The sequence below is a fragment of the Synechococcus elongatus PCC 11801 genome (genome assembly GCF_003846445.2).
GTDB lineage: Bacteria > Cyanobacteriota > Cyanobacteriia > Synechococcales > Synechococcaceae > Synechococcus > Synechococcus elongatus_A.
In genome coordinates, this window is sequence record NZ_CP030139.2 from 2,075,891 (window position 1) to 2,098,655 (window position 22,765).

Below are 22,765 nucleotides of genomic sequence, written 5' to 3' on the forward strand. Positions count from 1 at the left end.
CAGTCAGGCTCAGTTCAAATAGAAGTTGACGGCCAGGCAAAGCAAAAAGGTTAGCAAGGTCGTGAGGAAGAACAGATAGGTCACTGCCCGCGGCCGGAACACCGTCAGCAGCATCCCCAACCCCTTGAGGTCGACCATAGGGCCTAGTACCAAAAAGGCCAGCAGTGCCCCGCTGGTAAAGCTACTGGCAAAAGCCAGCGCAAAAAAGGCATCGACGGTGGAACAGATAGAGACGACCGTCCCTAGGACCAACATCGCGACCACAGAGGTCACGGGGCCTTGCCCAAGACCCAAAATCAGCTCGCGCGGAGCAAAAGTTTGAATCAAGGCTGCGACGGCACTGCCCAGTACCAAAACGCCACCCAGATCCCGAAGTTCCTGCAAGGTGTTGTCGAGGGCTAGGCCCAATTTGGGCCAAAAGCCTGCAGGTAGCGCTAGGTCACTGGCGATCGATTGCTCCAAGGCGATCGCGGCGGCTGGCTGATTGCCCTGACCTAAGAAGAATGTGCCTCGTTGCAGCAGCGCGGGTTTTTCGATAGTGGTCTGTCTGGTGGCTTCCAAGAGGGCCGCTGTGCGACGCTGCAGGATTGGACGGAGGTCTTTCTGGGCGCTAAACACCCAGCCGACCAGAGTCGCAATGATCATCGTGAACACCACTCGCAGCACGACGATTTCAGGTTGATCACGAAAAGCAACCCAAGTCGACCAAATCACAATCGGATTGATCACAGGAGCTGCCAGCAGAAAGCCCATCGCTACCGCCGGTGGTGCACCCTGCAGAATGAGGCGGCGGGTGACGGGAACGTTTCCACATTCACAGGCAGGAAACAAGAATCCAACTAAGCTGCCTGCAAAGGCTCCCCCCAAGGGATTTTTAGGCAAAATCCGCAATAGGGCTTTTTCGTTGGTAAAGCAGAGCAGCAGACTGGACAGCAATACCCCCAATAGCAAGAAGGGTAAGGCCTCTACCAACAAACTGAGGAACAGGGTAAAGGCGTTGTAAAGACGGGTCATTGCTAGGAGGAGCAGATTGCCGCTATTCTATCGGCTCACCCTGCTTTGCTACGATTTGGGGTGTTTGCTTGGGGCTGTAGCTCAGCTGGATAGAGCAAGCGCCTCCTAAGCGCTAGGCCGCGCGTTCAAATCGCGCCAGTCCCGTTTCACCACTCAGCGACCTGTGCTCCCCTACTTAGACTGGTGCGGTCAAGAAAGCTGAAAGATCCTCTGTATCGGTGGCAGTCCAGCGGTGACTGGGGCGATCGCCGTTGAGATTACTGAGCGGATCGGAAGCGGCATCGTGAATCAGGACTTTATTGATAAAGGTCTGCTCGTCCATGACTTTATGGGTGGCTTCCCGCCAGCGTTGGAAGGCGATCTGGGCATACCAAATTCGCCCGTCGATCGGTGCCAAGCTGCCCAGTTGGAACCCTTGCCGAAGCACAGGCCGTAGACAGGGCAAATACTGCTGAATGCTGGATTCCATGCCGGGATAGGCTTGCTGCCTCAGTAAGTCCAAATGAATTCTGGGGCTGTACCAAGCGGCAAGTGCTGTCAGTTCTGCTAGGACTTTGACATGGGCTTGAGCAATGAGCTGCGGATTGCCCAACGGTCGGATTTTAAAGGTCTTGGCCTGTGGATCGTTGCCTTGGTGCATGCCATGAATCAGCAGACAGCCATCATCGCTGGGTTGGAACCGAGCATCGCGCAACACTTCGAGGAAAGGACGCCGTCCAGTCAGAATCACGATCGCGATCGCGGCATCATAGGCCAACTGAAGCCTCGGCACCATCGTCATCACGGGATTCAGTGCTTGCGGATCGGCACTGCTGGAACTCGTGTAGTGCGGAATGCGCAAGGAGGCTGCCGTCAGTCGAGGTGATTGATGGGTCAGAAACTCTTGCAATGTAGAAATTGCTTGACCCAGCAGTAATTGACAAACAGAGGGGGGCAGGGGAATGCGTGCTTGTTGGTCTGCGAGCGAGCTAACGTCCTGCGTCAGTTGAGGATTCGTTCGTACAACATCTCGTGCAGTTCCCAGCGATTGCACATAGGTAGTTAGCCATGTACAGGGTTCATCCCCGATGGGAATGCGATCGACATTCTGATGGGGTGTCAGTTGCTCCCAATCACCAGAACGATTGAGTTCTAGGCTGCTGGGGCGCCACATCCAGCCGCGAGCTGCCAATTCATGCCGCACCTGATTGCGAAGGGTGCTTTGGTAGCGCTTTAACGTGGACTCGTCGGTCTTATTTTCAATCCAGCTTTTGACGATGCTTTCACAGTATTGACAAGCGCGTTTCTTCGCACTGACATCGCGATGGTTCCAATACTGCTCCCAGCCATCACAAATTGTGCTGACAATGGTCTCAAATTGTTCTTGGAGTGGCTGATCATCCATTGTTAATCGATCGCAATGTCCCTGTCCCAGCAAGGAATACACAAGGTTGATGAGCCCATGACAGGCCTAGGCACCGTCCCAGCCCAGTCTGTCTATGCGCTGCTGAGTGGCTAATCACTCCTTGTAATAAGCCCGAGTCTATGGATTAGCTGAGCTCTTAAGCAATACTTCTGATTGTTGGACGTGATCGAACGGGGCTCAAGCTTCTAGCAAGGCATAGCGCCCATAGAGGGCTGCTGGTGCTTGCAGTCGCCAAGCCCAGAGCTGATCGCCGAAGGAAAAGTGCCACCATTCGTTGGGATGGCGCACAAACCCAGCCGCTGTCATCACCTGATTCAGTAATTCGCGGTTCTGATGAGCAATGGGCGATCGCCCCAAAAAGTAGTCGGGATAGGAGCGATCGCTCGGCTCATCAATCGGAGAGCCCATATCCAGCTCCTGTCCATCTGTAGCCACGATCGTCAGATCAACCGCTGCGCCAGTGCTGTGGGGCGGTGGTTGCTTGGGGTCTTCATTCGGCGCAGCCCAGAAGGTAAAGACTTGCTCATTGACCGCCGCTAACATGGCTGGATCAACATTTTCCTCAGTCAATCCTTGGTCAGCCAGCAGTTGTTGCCGCGTGTGGTCGACCATAAACTGCTGCACACTCAGTGGTCGGTAAGCATCAAAAATTTGGAGCTGATAGCCGGGCTTGAGCAGTGAGAGTTGGGCTTGGGCACGCAGCAAGCGACCGAGGACAGAAGTGCGCAGCCAAAAGGGCGATCGCTCGGCATAGTCAGCACCGAGTACTGCATAGGGATGAGGGTTGATCAGAGCAAAGCGATCGCCCGGAATCGGCAGCAACGGCTCACGGTTTTCTTCGATCGCAATCTTCAGCCAAGGCTTAGGCGACATGGGCAGACCTCCGCCAGCGCTGCCAGCGCAGTCGTAGCCGTGTCATCACCGAAAGCCACAGAAAGCGCCCGAGTCGTCGACCTAAGCGCTGGAAGCGATAGTCGAACAGAATCGCCATCAAGTCATCCGTCGGCAAAGCACGGCACCAGCGGACGATGCGATCGATTTTGGCGTCGGAATCCTGCAGATACTTCTTCATGCCCAGTCGTAGGCTGAGCGTCCAAAGGCGATCGAAGCGGCGACGAATTTGCCGCTCGTAGCTGGAAAAATCAGCAACTGTCCCGTGCAACCAAGCCTCAATCACTTGAGCAGCGCGATCGGCACTTTCCATGCCATGGCGAATGCCTTCACCACCCAGAAAATTGATGGCTGACACCGCATCCCCGATCGCCAAAATCGAGCCTTGCACATGGCGATCGCGGCGATCGCCGCTGTAGTCAATCGCGGCTCCATGCACATCAATCGACCGATAGTCCGGACATTGCACCTGTTCTGTCAGCAGCAAGTCAATGTAGTGCCGCAGCGACTGGTCGGGTTCAAGAAAACGGTGCGCTCCCTGAAACCAACAAGCTCCAACTTTTAGTCGTCCCGCTTGCATAGGGAAAATCCAGCTATAACCCTTGGGCAACCAATGATGGCCAAGGTAGAAATGCAAGGCATCATCAAAGCGCTGATAGACGGCATCCGGCACTTCAATCAGGTACTCAATACCCACGCCCCGCAGGTAGTCTGGCTGCGACTCCAAGGGTTGATAGATGACCTTTCGGGCGGATCCGGTTGCATCGACAACAGCACGACAAGTCACCCAGCGATCACTGCCTGTTGAACGATCGCGAAACCGCAGCTGCCAACGTCCATCAGCTAGCTGCTCGCGGTCGCGGTATTGCCAGCCCAGCCGCACAGTTCCACCATGTGCAACCGTCTCTTCTGCAAGAAACTGGCGCAGGGCAGCGAAATCTAGGACAACCCCCAAGGGGCGATCGCCTTTCCAAGTGTGATCCTCTTGGGTGGTCACGACTCGCAGTTTCGACCAAGCCCGACCAACGACGCGATCGGGCAGATGAAAGCGATCGAGGGTTTCGAGGGGCGTGCCACCACTGGAAAAGTCGTGATCTGTCCAGTCTTTGATCTGGTCGACGAGCAAGACACTCCGTCCTGCTTTCGCTAGCTGACGGGCACATTGCCCACCCGCAGGCCCAGCACCAACCACAACGATGTCAAACGCCTCAGTTGCTTCGGTCACGATCGCACCACTCAAGCCGAGGCTGCACCAATCCGCTGACGGCTGCCAAATTTTTCGAGGATGCGATCGGCCATCTGACGCGGTGTCAGACCCAGCTCCTGCTTGGATTCATCGGGGCTGGCATGTTCCACGAGCAGGTCAGGAACGCCGATGGTCATCACCGGCACTTGCACGTCATGCGCTTGCAAGGACTCCATAATCGCAGAGCCAAAGCCACCGGGTAGGCAGCCTTCTTCAAAGGTGACGACTTTGCCAATTTGGCGCGCCAGCGGCACAATCAGCTCCTCATCCAAGGGCTTCGCAAAACGGGCATTGATCACCGTGGCCGAAATGCCGTGTTCGTTCAGCAGTTCTGCTGTTTGCATCGCCGGATAGACCATCGAGCCATAGGCCAGCAGCAGCAGATCATCGCCTTGGCGCAGCTGTTCAGCTTTGCCAATCGGCAATGACTCCCAACCTTCTTCCGGCAGGGGTACACCGACACCGTTGCCGCGCGGGAAGCGCATGGCGATCGGGCCGTCATGCTCAATGCCCGTCACCAGCATCCGCTGTAGTTCGGCCTCATCCTTCGGTGCCATCAGCACCATGTTGGGAATTAGCCGCAGGTAGGCAATGTCATACATGCCTTGGTGAGTTGGGCCATCCGCGCCAACAATCCCCGCGCGATCGAGGCAGAAGAAGACCGGCAGCTTTTGAATGCAAACGTCGTGAATGACTTGGTCAAACGCCCGCTGCAAGAAGGTCGAGTAAATCGCTACGACCGGCCGCATGCCGTCGCAGGCCATCCCAGCGGCCAGCACCACAGCATGTTGCTCGGCAATGCCGACATCGATGTATTGCTTCGGTAGCGCCTTCTGGAGAATGTCCAGGCCAGTACCCGTCGCCATCGCAGCCGTAATCCCGACAATGCGGCGATCGGTCTTGGCCAGTGTGGTCAGGGTTTGGCCAAACACCTTGGAGTAGCTCGGCGGCTTCGGTTTCGAGGCAGGCTTTGCTTTGCCAGTGGCGAGATCGAAGGGATTCTGAGCGTGGTAGCCGACCTGATCTTCCTCGGCGTAGGGATAGCCCTTGCCTTTGGTCGTAGCAACGTGAACCAGTACTGGCCCCACATGCTTGTGGGCTTCGCGGAAGGTGGCAATCAGCTCTTCGAGATTGTGACCATCCACCGGCCCCATGTAGGTGAAGCCGAGTTCTTCAAAGACCGCCCCAATCTTGCTGTAGGAAAGGCGTTTCATCCCTTCCTTGACCGGCTCAAAGCCCTGGGTAATCGCGCCGCCAACGAAGGGAATTTGCTGCATCCCTTGAGTCAGGCCATCGGTGAGCAATTGCATCGGCTCACTAACGCGAATCTTATTCAAATAACGGGAGAGTGCGCCCACGTTGGGCGAGATCGACATGTCGTTGTCGTTCAGCACGACCAACAGCCGCGTTTTGGGCAGGTGCCCCGCATGGTTGATCGCCTCCAGTGCCATGCCACCGGTGAGCGAACCATCACCAATCACGGCGACACATCTATAGTCTTCACCTTGGGCATCCCGCGCCAAAGCCATCCCAAGGGCCGCAGAAATACTGGTGGAGGCGTGACCGGCACCAAAATGATCGAAGCGGTTTTCTGTGCGCTTCAGGTAGCCCGCAATGCCGTCTTTTTGGCGCAGCGTGTGGAAGTCGTGATAGCGCCCCGTCAGCAATTTGTGGGGGTAAGCTTGGTGGCCAACGTCCCAAACTACCTTGTCTCGATCGAGATCTAGCGTCTGGTAAAGCGCCAGAGTCAGTTCCACAACACCTAAGCCCGGCCCGAGGTGTCCACCCGTTGCTGCAACCGTCTGCAGGTGCTTCTCACGAATCTGGTGGCCGATTTGCTCGAGCTGAGCGATCGACAACCCATGAAGCTGGTTGGGGTGGGTAATTTCGCTGAGATGCATCAGACGTCCTCCGGTGGCAGCCAAGACGCGCAACCTTCATTCACTGTAGAGGATGGCCTTCCCCAAACGGTCGCTGTTGCTGCGATCGCAACAACTGAATGCTAAAACTTGCGAAGAATCCGCTGCTGGCTGCAGTACCTGTTGTGAGGCCGTCACCCATGTCCCGCTTGTCTGTCCCCTTCGCTGCGATCGCGTTCTCTGGCCTAGCTGGACTGGGTCTTTCGGTGCCTGCAGCTCAAGCTTCTAGCTTTGCCGACTGCGCTGCCACTTTGACTGGGCTGGGTTTGTCCGCTTCCGTAGCGGCTACGACCTGTGCCCAAGCGCAGTTTCCGACCGACCTTTCTAGTTGCACCGATCGCCTCACCAGCAGCTTGAAACTATCGGCAGCCGACAGCTTGGCGGCTTGCCGCAGTGTCCGTAAACCCTTGGCAGTTGCCAGCTGCGCCGAGCGACTGCAGGACGCTGGTGGTGCAACCCCAGCCCTGATTGCCGATGGCTGCCGACTCAGCTTGTTGCCCGATCGCTATGCCGACTGTGTGTTGGGCTTGGGGGATAGCCTGACGCTCACCCGTGATGAGCTGCTGCGAGTCTGCGCCAACAACGGTGATGTCCCCCGCCGCATCTATCCCAACTTCACCACCTTGGGCGAAACCCAACGAGAAAGCCTGCCGGCGGTCTCACCCGCCCCTCGCCCTTAAGATTGCTCACCTGCATTGATCCCTTCGTTGCTGCTTGTCTCCGCCTACACTCGGGAGAGAAGCAGCAATTTTTTTATGACTCGGCCAGCCTCTGCCGCGATCGCGGTCTACGACACGACCCTGCGCGATGGCGCCCAGCGAGAGGGCTTGTCGCTGTCGCTAGAAGACAAGCTGCGAATTGCTCACTGCCTCGATCGCCTCGGGGTGAAGTTCATTGAGGGCGGCTGGCCTGGGGCTAATCCGAAGGACGTGCAGTTTTTCTGGGAGTTGCAACAGCGACCGCTTCAGCAAGCGGAGGTTATCGCTTTCTGCTCTACCCGTCGCCCCAATCAGGTTGCGGAAGAGGATGAGCTGCTCAAAGCCCTGCTAGCAGCGGGCACGACTTGGGTAACAATCTTTGGCAAGTCGTGGGATCTGCATGTTGTCGAAGGACTGAAAACCAGCCTGGATGAGAACCTGGCGATGATCAGCGACAGCATCGCCTACCTACGGCGCTGCGATCGCCATGTCATTTACGACGCTGAACATTGGTTTGATGGCTACTTGGCGAATCCTGACTATGCGCTGCAAACCTTAGGAGCAGCCGTTGAAGCTGGAGCAGAGTGGATCGTCCTCTGCGACACCAATGGCGGCTGTCTTCCCCACCAGATCAGTGAAATTGTGGCGGCGGTACTCGATCGCTTCCCGATGCTGGCGCCCGATCGCGACGGCCCTCAACTGGGCATCCACACCCACAATGATTCCGAGACTGCTGTGGCCAATGCGATCGCAGCAGTTCAAGCGGGCGCTCGCATGGTGCACGGCACAATCAATGGCTACGGCGAACGCTGCGGCAATGCCAATCTCTGTTCGGTCATTCCCAACCTGCAGCTTAAGCTCGGCTACGACTGCGTTTCGACTGAGCAACTAACGCAGTTGACGGCAACCAGCCGCTTAGTCAGCGAGATCGTCAATCTCGCACCAGATGATCACGCCGCCTACGTTGGTCAGTCGGCCTTCGCCCACAAGGGCGGCATCCACGTCAGCGCGGTGGAGCGCAACCCCCTCACTTATGAACACATTCGCCCCGAGCAAGTTGGGAACCTGCGCCGCATCGTTATTTCTGAGCAATCCGGACTCAGCAATGTCCTCGCCAAAGCCCGTAGTTTCGGGCTGGATCTGCAGCGCAACGATCCGGCCTGTCGCGATCTGCTGGCTCGCCTCAAAGACCTCGAGAGCCAGGGCTACCAGTTTGAAGCAGCGGAGGCCAGCTTTGATCTGCTGATGCGGGAAGCGACGGGCGATCGCCCGCACTTTTTTGACCTCAAGGATTTCCACGTCCATTGCAGCAAGCAGCGGCAGGAGCTGAATGCTTTGGCGACGGTCAAAGTTGCCGTCGCAGGTCGCGACATTTTGGAATCGGCCGAGGGCAATGGCCCCGTTTCTGCGCTAGATGCGGCTCTGCGCAAGGCGATCGGCAGCTTCTATCCTGCCGTGATGCAATTCCACCTTTCGGACTATAAGGTGCGGATTTTGGATGGGGCGGCAGGCACTTCGGCTAAAACCCGCGTCTTAGTCGAGTCGAGTAATGGATCGCAGCGCTGGTCGACTGTTGGCGTCTCGGGCAACATCATCGAAGCCTCCTATCAAGCCGTCGTGGAAGGCATCGAATACGGCCTGCTCTTACAACAGCAAGCGCCCCTGCAGGCAGTCGAAAAGCCCTAGAATCCAGAGACTCGCTGTCCTTGCCTGCCCATGTCCGCCGTTGTTCTCGATTCGGTCTCCAAACAATTTGGCGATCGCACCGTCGTTAATCAGCTTTCGTTTGCGATCGCGCCGGGAGAATCATTTGGACTGCTAGGGCCGAACGGTGCGGGCAAATCGACCACGATTCGCATGATTACAACGCTGACTCGGCCGAGTCAGGGTCAAATCACGATCGCCGGCTACGATGTGCAGCGCGATCGCGATCGGGTGCGATCACAAATCGGCGTTGTGCTGCAGCAAGTCAGCGTCAAGAACGACTTCACCGTCTGGGAAAACCTGGAATATCACGGGCGGCTCCACCACATTCCCGATCGCGAGCGGCAGGAACGAATCGATCGCTGGCTGGACTATGTGGAGCTGAGCGATCGCCGCAACGATCGCGTTCAAACGCTTTCAGGGGGTATGAAGCGCCGCTTGCAGATCGCTCGGGCACTATTGCATGAGCCCTCGATTCTGCTCTTGGATGAGCCGACGGTTGGCCTTGACCCGCAGACCCGTCGCCGCATCTGGGAAATTATTCGCGACCTCAACCGTCAGGGCATGACTGTCCTGTTGACCACGCACTACATGGAGGAAGTCGAATCCCTCTGCGATCGCATTGGCATTTTGGATGGCGGTCAGCTCATCGCGCTGGGGACACTGGCGGAGTTGCGACGGCAACATGGCGAAGGGCTGGTCGTGAAACAGAAAGGCGATCGCTGGGACTATCACTTCTTCCCCACCGAAGCAGAAGCCGAGCATTTCCTCGAGGCCCAAGTCGACAAAACTGGCTTGATGGTGCGTCCCTCCAACCTCGAAGATATTTTTGTGGAACTGACAGGTCGCAGTCTCGATTGATTCAGGAGGTCTGATGGCGGTTTCTCTGGCGGCTCGGATTGAAGCCATCCTCTACCTCAAGGGTCAGCCCCTCAGCTTGGCCACGATCGCCGAGCATGCCAAATGCGATCGCGATGCCGCTGCGGATGCGCTGCTGCAACTGATGGATGACTATGCCCATCGCGACAGTGCGCTGGAGCTGCTAGAAGATGAGCGGGGCTTCTGTCTGCAGTTGCGCCCCGCCTTGCAGGAACTGGTTCATGAACTACTGCCGGTTGATCTCAGCACGGGTAGTTTGCGAACACTGGCTGCGATCGCCCTCAAAGGCCGCATTGCTCAGACTGATCTAGTGGACCTGCGCGGTTCAGGCGCCTATCAGCAGGTGCAAGAACTGGTGGAACAGGGCTTTGTCCAAAAGCGGCGCCAATCCAATGGCCGCTCCTACTGGCTGGAAGTCACGGAAAAGTTTCATCAATATTTTCAAACTGAGGGCACCAATTTAGAAGCGCTGATTCCGGCGCGATCGCAGCCCACTGATGAAGTAATTGCCGAAAGTACTGACGATCCTGACCGAGAAGTTGAGTCACGAACCTGACAAGTTCTGATAACCGAACTGGGATCCAAACCCACGATTGGGAGGGAGATGCGATAGAGTTTGTTTACGTTTCTGAACTGCCGTAATGGTCTTTGGTTCTGACTTTTTCCACAGCGACACAGAAACCCTTAAGGGCAATGCGCTGTTGCAGTACCTTCAGCACCAGTCACCAGAGGTGATGGCGCGGGTAGCAAAGTCGGCGACTTCGGATATTCAAGAAATCATTCAACAAAATGTTCAAGGCTTGCTAGGAATGTTGCCTAGCGAAGGCTTTAACGTTCAAATTGCTACGAGTCGAGAAAACCTCGCAGGGCTATTGGCTTCAGCCATGATGACCGGCTACTTCCTGCGTCAAATGGAGCAGCGAATGGAACTGGATGTTAGCCTCCTAGGGCCAACCGTTTTCGGTATTCAACCCCCGACAGCTGATGACTCTGAAGACGAGCTGCTGGACGATCTTTAATCAACCGTATCGCAGCTACTCCCTTACTTTTCAATTAATTTCCAAACGACAAAAAGCGCCTCAATTGAGGCGCTTTTTGTTATCTAGACACTCTGGAATTCGGTGGTATTAACCGTGAATAGCCGGAGCCGTCAGAGCCACAGGTGCTTCAGCACCCGAAGCTAAGTCCAGCGGGAAGTTGTGAGCATTGCGCTCGTGCATCACTTCCATACCCAGGTTGGCGCGGTTCAGCACGTCTGCCCAGGTATTAATGACTTTGCCTTGGCTATCCAAGACCGATTGGTTGAAGTTGAAGCCGTTCAGGTTGAACGCCATGGTGCTGATGCCCATGGAGGTAAACCAGATGCCCACAACCGGCCATGCACCCAAGAAGAAGTGCAGCGAGCGGCTGTTGTTGAATGAAGCATATTGGAAGATCAAGCGACCGAAGTAACCGTGGGCTGCCACGATGTTGTAGGTCTCTTCTTCTTGGCCGAATTTGTAGCCATAGTTTTGGCTTTCGGTTTCAGTGGTTTCCCGCACCAGTGAGCTGGTCACGAGCGAACCGTGCATTGCCGAAAATAGCGAGCCACCGAACACGCCGGCAACGCCGAGCATGTGGAAGGGGTGCATCAAGATGTTGTGCTCAGCTTGGAACACGAACATGAAGTTGAAGGTGCCGCTGATACCCAAAGGCATGCCGTCCGAAAACGAACCTTGGCCGATCGGGTAGATCAGGAAGACAGCGAAAGCAGCCGAGAGGGGAGCGCTGTAGGCAACACAGATCCAGGGGCGCATACCAAGGCGGTACGACAGTTCCCATTGACGACCCATGTAGCAGCTGATACCCAGCAAGAAGTGGAACACTACGAGCTGGTAAGGGCCACCGTTGTAGAGCCACTCGTCGAGGCTAGCGGCTTCCCAAATCGGATAAAAATGCAGGCCGATGGCGTTGCTGGAAGGAACAACTGCGCCGGAGATGATGTTGTTGCCATACATGAGGGAGCCGGCAACAGGCTCGCGGATGCCGTCGATGTCGACGGGAGGTGCTGCGATGAACGCAACGATGAAGCAGATGGTGGCGGTCAGCAGGGTGGGGATCATCAACACGCCGAACCAGCCCACATAGAGGCGGTTGTCGGTGCTGGTCACCCAGTCACAAAACCGATCCCAAACGCTTTCGCGACGTTGCTCGCGAAGAATGCTGGTCATATCGATCTTTGGGTAAAGGTCAAGAGCTTTGTTAAAAACTCTTGCTTTTTAGGCTAGGGGAAGAACTCCTAAAAAGGTGTAAAAAAGCCTTAATTTTTGATTGAGTAAATGCTCGTTTCATGTAACAAAAACTTTGTAAATTTATGTAATACTGAGGGCGATCGCCAGTGGGTCCTGTTTTTAGGAGAGTCAGATCTGCTGTCTACACTGGAATAGAAGACGCTAACTCTAGCTGAGCGTAGGAGCGACACCCCTATGGCGACCGATAAAGTGATTTGGGTGAACGAGCAATTCGATCCTGCGGGAATCCTCTATTCCTGCATCGCTACCTGTGACGAACAGCAGGCCCGTGACTGCCACGAGTCCTTTGAACGGAATCTGACACCAGAGCAGCGAGCCAATGGCTGGCGAGCTCAGCTACGGACCGTCGCTTCTTGGGATGAAGTGCCCGCTTCCTCACTCAAGCTCAGCTAGGGTGCGATCGCGAGTTGCTAGGTCGTCTCCGTTGTACTTAAGAGGGGAAGGACAGAGGCAACATCCTTCCCCGAAGTCTTAGGATTGAGTCCCGTTATTGCTGACGCAGCACGATTTCGGCGTCCCGTGTTTGTCCATTTAGGCTGGCGCTGGCTCGCACAACGTAGCGGGTACTGCTAGTCACAACGACTGGCCGTCTGACCTGTACGGAGAAGTTGCCATCCCGATCAGCAATCACCTCCCGATCGACCAAGGTAGTTCCACCGACATCGATCAGTCCTCCCAAGACGGCTGTGCTAGCCCGAACTTGAACGCGGACACGGGCATTAGGTTGGGTGCGCCCTGTCAGCGTAAAGCCTTGAGTGGTGATGCGCTCGCCATCTTGATGGCTGGTAAACACGGGCGTCAGGTCAGCGATTGATCCAGCATTGTCATAGTCGAGCCGAGTCACGCGACCGTTGCGCAGATTGACCTGACAATCGAACTGAAAAGGTTGCGTTTCGCGCCCTGCCACGGCCTCACCCCGCAGCCCTTCTGCCGCATTGGAGATGAAGTAGGACTGCAGACTATTGCGATCGATTTGGACACGTTGCCCAATGCGATCCCGCAGTGCTATTTGACAGGCTTGAAGAACGGCAGGGCTTATATCCGTTGGATTGTTGGCCGACAAGTAGTTATAGGTGAGGCGATTGACCCGACCTGTGCGGGTGTTGACTTGACAGTCAAATTCAAAAGGACGGAAGTTCCCTGCGCGATCGAGCGTGCCTTCCCCCCGTAGTCCCTGTTCAGCATTGGAGATGAAATAAGGGCGAAAAGTATCGCTACTGAGCTGAACGCGCTGCCCAATGCGATCGGCGAGGGCATCCTGGCAACGACGCCGGACATTGTCATTCACTGTGCCGTTGTTCCCAGAAGACTGGTAGTTGTACTCCAAACTAACTACTCGGCCATCGCGGACATTGACTTGACAGTCAAAGTCAAAGGGACGGAAGTTACCGCTACTGTCGAGATTGCCCTGTCCCCGAATGCCCTGTTCAGCGTTGGAAATAAAGTAGGGCGTCAGCGTATCTGTCTGAACCTGAATCCGTTGGCCAATCCGCTCGGCTAAAGCATTTTGACAGCGACGTAACAGGTTGGGATTCACCTCTGCGGCCTGGGCTGAGGTCGACGGGAGAAGTGCGATCGCCCCACCAAACAAGAAAACGGCGGTTGTCAGGGCTGTGATCCGTTGAGTCATAGCGAGTACAGGGATCCCATGGTCTACTGCTGCCAGAATGCCCAGTCTGAGTTGGGGCTGCGACCGCAAACGAAGAGTTGCTGAGCCGCGCTGATGGTTGTTTCTCGTTGGGCAGTGGCTGTCCCCAGAAAGCTAGGCAAGTCAAGCAGGGTAAGGCATGCTGAGGCTAGACGTTCAATCTCTTAGGGGTTGTTTTGTGATCCCCCCGTCAATTGCTGTTGTTTCTGCTGTCGCGCTGATTCTCTATCAGGTTCTGGCCTTCAATGTTGGGCGCGCTCGGGTGCGCTATCAGGTCAAGCCGCCGCAAGTCAGCGGGCCACCCGAGTTTGAACGGGTTTATCGCGTTCAGCAAAATACGCTGGAGCAATTGGTCTTTTTCCTGCCTAGCCTGTGGTTGTTTGCAGGCTTCGTCAATGTGACTGCTGCAGCTAGTTTTGGTGGCATCTGGATCTTCGGTCGCATCCTCTACGCTTGGGGCTACTATCAAGCCCCCGAGAAACGAGGTCCCGGTTTTGGCATCAGTTTCTTGGCCGCCGCTGTGCTGGCGATCGGTGCTTTGATCGGCAGCTTGCTCGCCCTGATTCAGCCTGCCGCCTAATTTTTCACTGCAAGCGCAGGAGCCCAAAAATGGATGCCGTGCAACAGTCGTTTCAGCAACTGCAAAATGAGCTGCGTCGCGATTGGTGTGGGCTGGAATCGGGTGGATTGACCAGTGACTACGACATTCTGGTCGTCCCCTCCCTTAGCCTCGATGCCCATGAGCTCCAGAAAATTTCAGGCGTTCTGTTTTACGAGGAACGTCTGCTGTTTTCCTTGATTCGACTGCGCGATCCGCGGACTCGCGTCATTTATGTCACCTCGGAGCCATTGCCGCCCTTGGTGATTGACTACTACCTGCAACTGCTGCCGGGCATTCCCTTCTCCCATGCCCGCGATCGCCTGCTGCTGCTCTCGACTTGCGATTCCTCACTCAAACCACTGACGCAAAAAATTCTGGAGCGACCCCGCCTACTGGAGCGGATTCGTCGCGCACTGCGCCCCGGTAGCTCATTTATGACTTGCTTCAACAGCAGTCCGCTGGAACGGGAACTGTCAGTCGCCCTGCGGGTACCTTTGTTTGCCGCCGATCCGGATTTATTGGAATGGGGCACCAAGGCAGGGAGCCGATCGCTCTTTGCAGAATGCGGGCTGCCCCATCCAGCAGGCAGTCCACTGATGGATAGTGTGGAAGATCTGGCAGCAGCAGCAGCTGAACTCTGGCAAGACCAGCCCCAAGCTCAGCGCTTTGTGATCAAGCTCAATCAAGGCTTTTCCGGTGAAGGGAATGCGTTGCTGGATTTACGCCCGATCGCTCAACAATCACCCGATCGCGTTGGCTTAACCGCTGCCAGTCAGGCGATCGCCCAGCAGTTCCCGGTGATGCGCTTTCAGGCTGCTCATGAAACTTGGCAGAACTTCAAGGGACGAATTGCCGATTTGGGCGCGATCGCCGAATTATTCATTGAAGGCGAAGTGAAGCGATCGCCCAGTGTCCAAGGCTGCATCCATCCCAGTGGGCAAGTGGAAATTCTCTCGACCCACGATCAAATTTTGGGCGGGCCAGATGGACAAATTTATTTAGGTTGTCGCTTTCCTGCCGATCCGGCCTATCGACTGCAGTTACAGACCTGGGGGCAAAAAATCGGTGAAGCTCTGGCTGAACGCGGCGCGTTAGAGCGGTTTGGTGTCGATTTTGTTGCGGTGCATCAGGGCGGCGATCACTGGGAACTAGAGGCGATTGAAATCAACCTAAGGAAGGGTGGCACGACCCATCCCTTCATGACCCTCAAGTATTTAACAAACGGCTACTACGATCGCCAGACTGGTCAGTTTTGCAGTGAACTCGGCCAACCCAAGTCCTACGTCGCAACAGATAACCTGCAATCGCCGCGCTATCGCGGACTGCTGCCGCAAGACCTGATGGACATCATCGCGGCCAACCAACTCCACTTCGATAGCAGCACCAAAACGGGCACTGTGTTTCACCTCATGGGTTGCCTGTCGCAGTACGGCAAGCTAGGACTCACGAGCATTGGTAACAGTCCCGAGCAGGCACAAGCCATTTATGACGAAGTAGTGGCGGTGCTCGATCGCGAAACCGACCCGGCCACCAGCCCCACCGGTTCTGCCCTGCCACTCACTTGGGCTGTCTGAGGCGATCGGGGCACGAGTATGATCCTAAGGTCGCGATCGCGAGCACGATGGAAGCTATCCGCCACGACTGGCCCCTCGACGAAATCGAAGCCCTTCTCAACACACCACTCCTCGAGTTAGTCCATCGTGCGCAAACGGTGCATCGCGACTATCAACCCGTTAATGCCATCCAACTGGCAACGTTGCTCAGCGTCAAAACCGGCGGTTGCAGCGAAAACTGCGCCTATTGTCCTCAGTCAGCTCACTACAACACTGAGGTCGATCCTCAATTCACCTTGCCGATCGAAACCGTTTTAGAACAGGCGGAACGCGCCAAAGCGGCTGGTGCTAGCCGTTTTTGCATGGGCTGGGCTTGGCGCGAGATCCGTGACGGCGCCCAGTTCGACGCCATGCTGGAGATGGTCCAAGGCGTGCGTCAGTTGGGGCTCGAAGCTTGTGTCACTGCTGGCATGCTCAGCGATCGCCAAGCCGAGCGACTGGCAGAAGCGGGGCTCACTGCCTACAACCACAATCTCGATACAAGTCCCGAATTTTACGGCGAAATCATCTCGACCCGCACCTACTCCGATCGCCTCGCCACTTTGGAACGGGTGCGGCAAGCGGGCATCAGTGTTTGCTGCGGCGGCATCATTGGCATGGGTGAAGGGCAGCGCGATCGCGCTGGATTGCTGCAGGTTCTTGCAACCCTCGATCCTCATCCTGAGAGTGTGCCGATCAATGCCCTAGTGCCAGTTGAAGGAACTCCTCTAGGCGATCGCGATCGCCTCGATCCACTGGATTTGGTGCGGATGTGCGCCGTCGCTCGGATTTTGATGCCGAAAGCACGGGTTCGCCTTAGCGCCGGTCGCACCGCCCTCAGCCGCGAAGCGCAAGTCCTCTGCTTCATGGCAGGTGCCAACTCGATCTTCTACGGCGACACCCTGCTGACCACGGCAAACCCAGCCTGCGAAGCTGATCGCCAACTCCTCGCCGACATCGGTGCCCAAGCGCTTGAGGTGGTGACTGCTTAGCCTTGACTAGCGATCCCACCCAAACACCAATACAAAAAAAGGGGTAGGACAACCTACCCCTCGAATGATGGAACGCCAAAGGAAGAGGACTTATTGCAACACCAGCTTGACGTTGGCATTGCTTAGACCAGGCCGTTTGACCTCAGCCAAGGTTTTGTTGACGGCGTATTTTTGGTTGATCGCATTGATCAGCTCAGTCTGATTGTGCTTTTTGGCTACGCCCCAAAGGTCAGCGATCAAATCGAAGGAGCCATCGCTATTGCGCGACCAGCCCAGATCGTAGTCGCCTTCCAGCGTGGCAACCAAGTCAGCCCGCACGCGCTGGCCGTTATAGCCCCGCACGTCGGCATTTTCTTGCACCGCAATTCCGAGATCGCGCAGCGACTGCTTCAGGATCACAGCATCACTGATCTTGGTGCGAAGGGTACTGAAGTGAGACATCGGAAGAAACTCCTGTATCAACGGTGGAGAGAGGGAGAGTCCCAGGTTGCCCTTGAGCAAACCTGACGGGTGAGAAACTGCTGGTCTGTTGGGATCAAACCAGCCTTCCCCCTGTTGGGATCAGGGGAGAAGCCTTTAGAACTCCAATCGCTGGTATTCAGCGACGGAGGCCGCAGCGGGTCGAGCTCGCTGTCGAGCCCAGTCCCGCAACGCTGCCACCTGTTCATTCATTGTCTTGGAGAGGGGCAGCGTGGACTTGATTGCGGCAATGATGTCGAGCTGCGTAAATTCGCGCTCTTGGGCAAAGGCCTCATACATAGCTGCAATCAAAGCTTGTTCAATCTCGGCACCTGAAAAGCCATCCGAGACTTTGGCGAGTTGCTCAAGGTCAAAGCGATCGAGGGGGCGCTTGCGCTTGGCAAGGTGAATGCGGAAAATTTCGGCACGTTCTTCCGGCGTGGGCAAATCGACAAAAAAGATTTCGTCAAAGCGCCCTTTGCGGAGGAACTCGCTGGGCAGCCGCTCGACTCGGTTTGCCGTCGCCATCACAAAAACGGGCGATCGCTTTTCCTGCATCCAAGTCAGGAAGGAACCAAAGATTCGGCTAGAGGTCCCGCCATCCGAGTCAGCTGATCCGGCAGAGCCTGCAAAGGCTTTGTCTAGCTCATCGATGAATAGAATCGCAGGCGCGATCGACTCGGCTGTCTTCAAGGCATTGCGCAGGTTGGCTTCCGAACGTCCGACCGTGGAACCGTCGTAGACGCGCCCCATATCCAGCCGCAGCAAAGGAAGTCCCCATAATCTTGAGGTTGTTTTGGCAATCAGGGACTTGCCGCAACCCGGCACCCCTAAGATCAGCATCCCTTTGGGTTGGGGCAAGCCGTAGCTGCGCGCTTTCTCGGAAAAAGCACCCGATCGCTGCCGGAGCCAGTGTTTCAGCTCTTCCAGGCCACCAACCGCATCGAGCGTTTCATCCTCTTCTATGAATTCCAGAATGCCGTTACGGCGGATCAGCTGTTGCTTCTCCGAAAGGATGACATCGACTTCAGCTTCCGTCAGGCGTCCGGCTGTCACTTGGGCCTTGCGATAGACTTTTTCAGCCTCATCGCGGGTCAACCCCAGGGTTGCTTTCAGCAGCTTTTCGCGACCGGATTCAGAGGGACGAGGCAGCGATCGCCGTTCAAGTTCGCGATCGAGTACCGATCCTAATTCCACCAGATCAGGCAAGGGGAAGTCGAGGACAACGACATCTTTCTCCAGTTCCACCGGCACCGTCTGCACCGGCGACATCAGAATGATGGTTTTATCAGTGGCTTTGAATTGGGCGATCGCATCCCGCAACCAGCGAGTAACGGCTGGCGACTCAATAAAGGGATGAAGATCTTTGAAGACGTAGATGCCGGAACCTTTGTGGCGCACCACCCACTCGATCGCCGCTTCGGGCGAGACGGTGCTGTGGTGGGCAACCTGTCGCGGCTGACCGTATTCAACAATGCCGTGAGTCACGGTCCAAAGAAACAGCTGCCGAGATCCACAACTCTGCGCCAGCGTTGCCAAAGAGCGCTCGCTGCGTTCTTCCTCAGAAGTCACTAAATAGATCAGCGGGTACTGCGCTTGTAGCAGGACGCCCAATTCTTCGCGCATGGTGAATCTAGACCTCGCAAAGCGATGGACAGACCCTCAACAGGCTTTTGCTTGGTCAGTCGATCAACAGTCCCGGTTTAGCAGGGAACTAGCTCTTCATCAGAAGCAATCGCTGTTGCAGGGGTGGACTCAACCGTGAGGCTGGAATCCTCTTGCAAAATGTTGGGCTGATGGCGCAGAGAGGTCAGTTCTCCGTGCTTCAGGACAACAGGGGAGGTGCAGTCTGGACAGTGATAAACCCGGAAGGTGCTGCCATGGGCATTGGTCGCTTCTTCCACGATCTCGGAATGCTCCAGATAAAACTGAAGTGCTTTCTCAGCGATCGCAGACATTGGCTCGAGATCCACGGCTGCCCGGATTTTGAGCTGCCGGTGCAGATCAGGGGGCAAATAGAACGTAACTTTTTGCTTGTCTTGCATGGAATCCGAGTGTTCTCTATACCCGGGTATGAATCGTACCATAGACGCTTTAGCTGAAAAGCGTCAAGGCAGTACAACGGCATACTGGCAATTAATTTACATTTAGCAACAAATTAAAGCGCCAATACTCTCCGATCGCTGAGTCAAAAAGGGACGATCGCTCAGCTATGAAGACTGGTTGCAAGACCTCTCGGCTGATCCCCGCTGCATGCTAGGTTGCGAGCAGAGCCGAGGGTAGCGCAGATGGCCACCAAGACGACCGCGCCAACGGGTGCCAGCTTGTCCTGGCAGGTGACGGCACCCCCCGCTGTGGATTTAGTGATATCCCTGCCTCAACCATCCTTAGCCTGCTTGTCAGGCACCGTCAGCATTGCGATTCGGGGTGGACGACTTCCCCAAGTGCGACCAGAGTCGTTGGCACTGTTAGTCGATGGCCCCAGTGACTTGAAATGGGAGCAAACCCCCAGCGGTTGGGTGGGCTGGCGCGAACGTCCAGGCTTGACTCAACTCCGCTGGCGGTTACCCGCTCACACGCAGCCCCATCCGGTGAACTGGGTGGTGAGCTTAGCCGATGTCGTGCTCGTGCAAGCTTGGGGGTTGTGGAATCACGATCTCTCGCCCAATGCCCAGGTCTTGGCAGAGCGACTGATTCTCAAACATTGGCTGCGATCGCTACCCACCACACCCGAAGGCGCAGTGCTGGCTTCGACCACAGCCCCCACGGAGCGATCGCTGGACTGGGATCAGTCTCTCGCTGCACTTTTGCCGACGGTGTTAGCCGGTTATGAAGGCTGGCAATCCTTGGGGCTTGATCCCCAACGAGATTTTGTGGGAGCCAACCTGACGAGCGTTGATTGGCGCGGCAGTGATTGGAGTGGTTGTGACCTACGACGCACCAACTGGCGTGGTGCCAATCTTAATGATGTTGATTTTTCGGGAGCGGATTTGCGCCATAGCCGTTGGGCTGGAGCAGATCTTTCGGGAGCGTTGCTCAGTGATGCGCGCTTACGCGGGGCGGATTTCCGACGGGCGAGTCTCGCACTGGTCAATCTGGCAGGCGCAGATCTCTCTCAGGCAGATTTGCGGGAAGCGAACCTGAGTCGAGCCAACTTAACGGGAGCCAATGTTGTCGGGGCTCGCTTTGGCAATAATGTTGGACTCGAAGCTGAGCAAATCACCACCCTGCGCGATCGCGGTGCACTATTCGTCGTTGAGAGCTGAGGGCGATCGCTGATCCTGCGGTTGGAACTGGCGATCGCTAGGTAGACTCGCCACCGGCTCAGTCAGCAAAAACTCCCCGGCTTCAATCCATTGTTTGAGTAGTTCGGCCACTTGCTGCGATCGGTAGAGGCTGGCTAACGGCGCGGTGCGGATGCGCTGTCCCTCCAACGTGATGCTGCCGGACTTGAGCTTGGCGTAACTGACAAGGCCAAAGGTAGGTCGTACCCGCCGCGGAATCGAGAAGTCGACAATCGGCGCCACAATTTGGTCATCTGTGACCGCACAAGCAGCAACGACAGCTTCTGTGGTCACCGCCAAGGGGATGCCAACACCCAACATCAAGGAAGCGCCGTAGTTCTGGAAATAGCAGCCCCGCACCCAATCCGGTGACATTTGCTTGGCATCACCTATCAGCGCCAAGGTCGCCGCTGGACCCACCGGGGTGCGATTGGGTAAACGCTTTTGCAGCGGAAAATGCTGTGTACCCTCCCAAGCGATATAGCCGACCCCGCCCCCCAGAAAAATGCGGGTACCGATGCCAATGTTGGCCAGATCGGGGTCATTGAAGAGTGGCGCGATCGCCCCCGGATTGGCGTAGACCGCATTGCCCAGGTTCGGCAACAGTGGCCCCAGATAGGTGTAGAGGGTTTCATCGCCGCCATTCACCCCGACGATGAAGTTTTGGTAGAGATTACGAGGATTGAAGAGATAGAACTGGTTGATGCTGTCGTGATCGATCGTGGTTTCAAAGCTGCGGCGCGGATAGCAATCTGTTCCTTGCCCGATCGCCCGCAACCGCACTTTTTGACCCGCAATTAGATCGGCAATGACCTGGCCGCCGCCATACTCTGCTTCCGGATCCTCACTTTCTTCGCTGGCACCCAAAAGTAAGTCTGCTGCGCCAAATCCTGAGTAGGCGCGCACATCATTCAGCCAGCATTGGCGAATTTTGATCGGCGGATCAGTTTGACCGAGGTTAATAATTGCGCCCGAGGCTTCCATCGGCTCAAACGTACCGGTGGTGATCACATCCACCTGCTGGGCGATCGCCTCGACTCCTAACTCTGGCGTACGCGCTTTGACCTCGGCCGCCGTCCAGACAACAGCGCGACCCGCCCGGATTTTTTCATTGATTTCTGCAATCGTGCGCATTTGGCAATCTGCCCAGGCGATCGCCACAGGTCATTTTGAATAGTGGGGGCGGAGGGACTCGAACCCTCACGACCTTTACAGTCAGCGGATTTTCATTCTCTCTGCAACTTTCGCTGCCATCGACAATGGCGATGTTGAGAATTGGACTATCCCTTTACCCTCGGCTGGATCCGCTAGGGTAGCTCCCGTCTAGTCTCTGCACCTTCTAAAGCTGTCAGTTATTTAGCTTTAGCTTGGCTCAGGATTGCCATGACTTTAATGTTTAAAGCTTTAGGTTTCCCTGAGTTTGAGAGCTGCCACTCGATCCCTTTCGCGATCGAGGCCCAGTTTTCTAAGTCCGCTGCGTCTACCGTTCCGCCACGCCCCCTGATCAATCCTCCTTATTCCACCATTGGCAAGGGCTTGGACGCAAGCGTTTAAAATCAAAGCCAAGCATCTGAGTATGACTGTGACTCTGATCATTGCGGCCTTGTACCTAGCGCTTGCGGGCGCTTACCTGCTGGTTGTTCCGGCGGCACTGTACCTGTATCTGCAAAAGCGCTGGTACGTTGCGAGCTCCTGGGAACGGGCGTTCATGTACTTTTTGGTCTTCTTCTTCTTCCCGGGATTGCTCTTGTTGGCGCCGGTCCTCAACTTCCGGCCGCGATCGCGCCAGATCCCAGCCTAGATGCGACGCCTAGATATCCTGCTGCTGGGAGCAGGTTTGGTAGGAACGGGGGCGCTGCTCTACAGCGTCCTACAGCGCTTTGGCTTAGCGGAGTTTGATGCGGGAATTTGGAGCGAAGCCCTGCTGGTGGGCGGCGTGGTGCTCTGGAGCCTGACCTACGTTTTTCGAGTGCTAACTAAGCGGATGACCTACGCGCAGCAGTTGCGCGACTACGAAGACGCCGTCTTGCAGAAACGCCTTGAAGAACTGTCGCCGGAAGAACTAGCCAAACTGCAGGCGGAAGTCGAAGCTGAGCGGGCAGAGCGATCGCAAGAGTCCTCACAGTCCTAAGATCAGACTTT

23 protein-coding genes and 1 tRNA gene are annotated in these 22,765 nt (G+C 56.1%); 13 read left to right on the top strand and 11 right to left on the bottom strand.

Annotated elements, in window-relative coordinates:
- Window positions 1-9 precede the first annotated feature (9 nt).
- The gene (locus DOP62_RS10330; RefSeq protein ID WP_208675041.1) at window positions 10-1,014 is read right to left on the bottom strand and encodes a permease; all 1,005 of its coding nucleotides are present in this window, start codon (window positions 1,012-1,014) and stop codon (window positions 10-12) included.
- Between the two features lie 70 nt (window positions 1,015-1,084).
- Here DOP62_RS10330 and DOP62_RS10335 point away from each other — a divergent pair.
- A tRNA-Arg gene (locus tag DOP62_RS10335) sits at window positions 1,085-1,158 on the top strand.
- A 31-nt stretch (window positions 1,159-1,189) separates the two neighbouring features.
- Here the strand turns inward: DOP62_RS10335 and DOP62_RS10340 are convergent.
- From DOP62_RS10340 to dxs, 4 genes are all read right to left on the bottom strand, one after another.
- Entirely contained in the window at window positions 1,190-2,398 is a 1,209-nt protein-coding gene (locus DOP62_RS10340; protein WP_208675039.1) for a protelomerase family protein, read from the bottom strand.
- 198 nt (window positions 2,399-2,596) lie between these two features.
- Window positions 2,597-3,292: a M15 family metallopeptidase gene (locus tag DOP62_RS10345; protein WP_208675037.1), complete on the bottom strand. Its 696-nt coding sequence runs from the start codon at window positions 3,290-3,292 to the stop codon at window positions 2,597-2,599.
- Window positions 3,282-4,535: an NAD(P)/FAD-dependent oxidoreductase gene (locus DOP62_RS10350; protein WP_261789946.1), complete on the bottom strand. Its 1,254-nt coding sequence runs from the start codon at window positions 4,533-4,535 to the stop codon at window positions 3,282-3,284. Before DOP62_RS10350 ends, DOP62_RS10345 begins: the two co-directional genes overlap by 11 nt.
- Before the next feature lie 11 nt (window positions 4,536-4,546).
- Window positions 4,547-6,457, bottom strand: a complete 1,911-nt coding sequence (dxs, locus tag DOP62_RS10355; protein WP_208676816.1) for a 1-deoxy-D-xylulose-5-phosphate synthase — start codon at window positions 6,455-6,457, stop codon at window positions 4,547-4,549.
- 158 nt (window positions 6,458-6,615) lie between these two features.
- Between dxs and DOP62_RS10360 the strand changes: the two genes are divergently transcribed.
- The 5 genes from DOP62_RS10360 to DOP62_RS10380 all read left to right on the top strand — a co-directional run bounded on the left by DOP62_RS10360 (window position 6,616) and on the right by DOP62_RS10380 (window position 10,775).
- Window positions 6,616-7,155, top strand: a complete 540-nt coding sequence (locus DOP62_RS10360) for a hypothetical protein (protein ID WP_261789945.1) — start codon at window positions 6,616-6,618, stop codon at window positions 7,153-7,155.
- A 75-nt stretch (window positions 7,156-7,230) separates the two neighbouring features.
- A complete protein-coding gene (gene cimA / locus DOP62_RS10365; RefSeq protein WP_208675031.1) occupies window positions 7,231-8,859 on the top strand; it encodes a citramalate synthase in 1,629 nt (542 codons plus the stop codon).
- 30 nt (window positions 8,860-8,889) lie between these two features.
- Complete coding sequence (gene ccmA / locus DOP62_RS10370) at window positions 8,890-9,738, top strand: heme ABC exporter ATP-binding protein CcmA (protein WP_208675029.1); 849 nt, start codon at window positions 8,890-8,892, stop codon at window positions 9,736-9,738.
- 13 nt (window positions 9,739-9,751) lie between these two features.
- Entirely contained in the window at window positions 9,752-10,312 is a 561-nt protein-coding gene (gene scpB, locus DOP62_RS10375; protein ID WP_208675027.1) for an SMC-Scp complex subunit ScpB, read from the top strand.
- Between the two features lie 85 nt (window positions 10,313-10,397).
- On the top strand, window positions 10,398-10,775 hold the full coding sequence (locus DOP62_RS10380; RefSeq protein ID WP_208675025.1) for a DUF760 domain-containing protein: 378 nt from the start codon (window positions 10,398-10,400) through the stop codon (window positions 10,773-10,775).
- A gap of 108 nt (window positions 10,776-10,883) precedes the next feature.
- On the opposite strand, the gene psbA is transcribed toward DOP62_RS10380, so the two are convergent.
- Window positions 10,884-11,966, bottom strand: a complete 1,083-nt coding sequence (gene psbA / locus DOP62_RS10385) for a photosystem II q(b) protein (RefSeq protein WP_208678318.1) — start codon at window positions 11,964-11,966, stop codon at window positions 10,884-10,886.
- A 255-nt stretch (window positions 11,967-12,221) separates the two neighbouring features.
- Here psbA and DOP62_RS10390 point away from each other — a divergent pair, with 255 nt between their 5' ends.
- Window positions 12,222-12,440 carry a hypothetical protein gene (locus DOP62_RS10390; protein ID WP_011243405.1) on the top strand — a complete coding sequence of 73 codons (219 nt, stop codon included), beginning with the start codon at window positions 12,222-12,224 and terminating at the stop codon, window positions 12,438-12,440.
- A gap of 94 nt (window positions 12,441-12,534) precedes the next feature.
- On the opposite strand, the gene DOP62_RS10395 is transcribed toward DOP62_RS10390, so the two are convergent.
- Window positions 12,535-13,677, bottom strand: a complete 1,143-nt coding sequence (locus tag DOP62_RS10395; protein ID WP_208674601.1) for a hypothetical protein — start codon at window positions 13,675-13,677, stop codon at window positions 12,535-12,537.
- Window positions 13,678-13,873: 196 nt separating this feature from the next.
- Here DOP62_RS10395 and DOP62_RS10400 point away from each other — a divergent pair, with 196 nt between their 5' ends.
- The 3 genes from DOP62_RS10400 to bioB are packed head-to-tail and all read left to right on the top strand — an operon-like array spanning window position 13,874 to window position 16,880.
- Complete coding sequence (locus DOP62_RS10400; protein WP_261789896.1) at window positions 13,874-14,275, top strand: MAPEG family protein; 402 nt, start codon at window positions 13,874-13,876, stop codon at window positions 14,273-14,275.
- Between the two features lie 29 nt (window positions 14,276-14,304).
- The gene (locus DOP62_RS10405) at window positions 14,305-15,870 is read left to right on the top strand and encodes a peptide ligase PGM1-related protein (protein WP_208674603.1); all 1,566 of its coding nucleotides are present in this window, start codon (window positions 14,305-14,307) and stop codon (window positions 15,868-15,870) included.
- Window positions 15,871-15,917: 47 nt separating this feature from the next.
- Window positions 15,918-16,880 (top strand): biotin synthase BioB, encoded by a 963-nt coding sequence (gene bioB / locus DOP62_RS10410; RefSeq protein WP_370538906.1) that lies wholly within the window; start codon window positions 15,918-15,920, stop codon window positions 16,878-16,880.
- A gap of 90 nt (window positions 16,881-16,970) precedes the next feature.
- Here bioB and DOP62_RS10415 read toward each other — a convergent pair whose 3' ends face one another.
- The 3 genes from DOP62_RS10415 to DOP62_RS10425 form a co-directional block, all read right to left on the bottom strand.
- Complete coding sequence (locus tag DOP62_RS10415) at window positions 16,971-17,321, bottom strand: DUF1257 domain-containing protein (RefSeq protein ID WP_011243410.1); 351 nt, start codon at window positions 17,319-17,321, stop codon at window positions 16,971-16,973.
- Between the two features lie 135 nt (window positions 17,322-17,456).
- On the bottom strand, window positions 17,457-18,965 hold the full coding sequence (ycf46, locus tag DOP62_RS10420) for a stress-responsive protein Ycf46 (RefSeq protein ID WP_208674605.1): 1,509 nt from the start codon (window positions 18,963-18,965) through the stop codon (window positions 17,457-17,459).
- A 77-nt stretch (window positions 18,966-19,042) separates the two neighbouring features.
- The gene (locus tag DOP62_RS10425; protein ID WP_208674607.1) at window positions 19,043-19,384 is read right to left on the bottom strand and encodes a hypothetical protein; all 342 of its coding nucleotides are present in this window, start codon (window positions 19,382-19,384) and stop codon (window positions 19,043-19,045) included.
- Between the two features lie 243 nt (window positions 19,385-19,627).
- On the opposite strand from DOP62_RS10425, the gene DOP62_RS10430 reads away from it, so the two are divergent.
- Window positions 19,628-20,605 (top strand): pentapeptide repeat-containing protein, encoded by a 978-nt coding sequence (locus DOP62_RS10430; RefSeq protein ID WP_208674609.1) that lies wholly within the window; start codon window positions 19,628-19,630, stop codon window positions 20,603-20,605.
- Here DOP62_RS10430 and DOP62_RS10435 read toward each other — a convergent pair.
- Window positions 20,585-21,757, bottom strand: a complete 1,173-nt coding sequence (locus DOP62_RS10435; RefSeq protein ID WP_208674612.1) for a homocysteine biosynthesis protein — start codon at window positions 21,755-21,757, stop codon at window positions 20,585-20,587. The genes DOP62_RS10430 and DOP62_RS10435 overlap by 21 nt on opposite strands.
- A gap of 442 nt (window positions 21,758-22,199) precedes the next feature.
- Between DOP62_RS10435 and ndhL the strand changes: the two genes are divergently transcribed.
- Both ndhL and DOP62_RS10445 read left to right on the top strand, forming a co-directional pair.
- Window positions 22,200-22,424 (top strand): NAD(P)H-quinone oxidoreductase subunit L, encoded by a 225-nt coding sequence (gene ndhL, locus DOP62_RS10440; protein WP_261789898.1) that lies wholly within the window; start codon window positions 22,200-22,202, stop codon window positions 22,422-22,424.
- The gene (locus DOP62_RS10445; protein ID WP_208674614.1) at window positions 22,425-22,754 is read left to right on the top strand and encodes a DUF3007 family protein; all 330 of its coding nucleotides are present in this window, start codon (window positions 22,425-22,427) and stop codon (window positions 22,752-22,754) included.
- Window positions 22,755-22,765 lie beyond the last annotated feature (11 nt).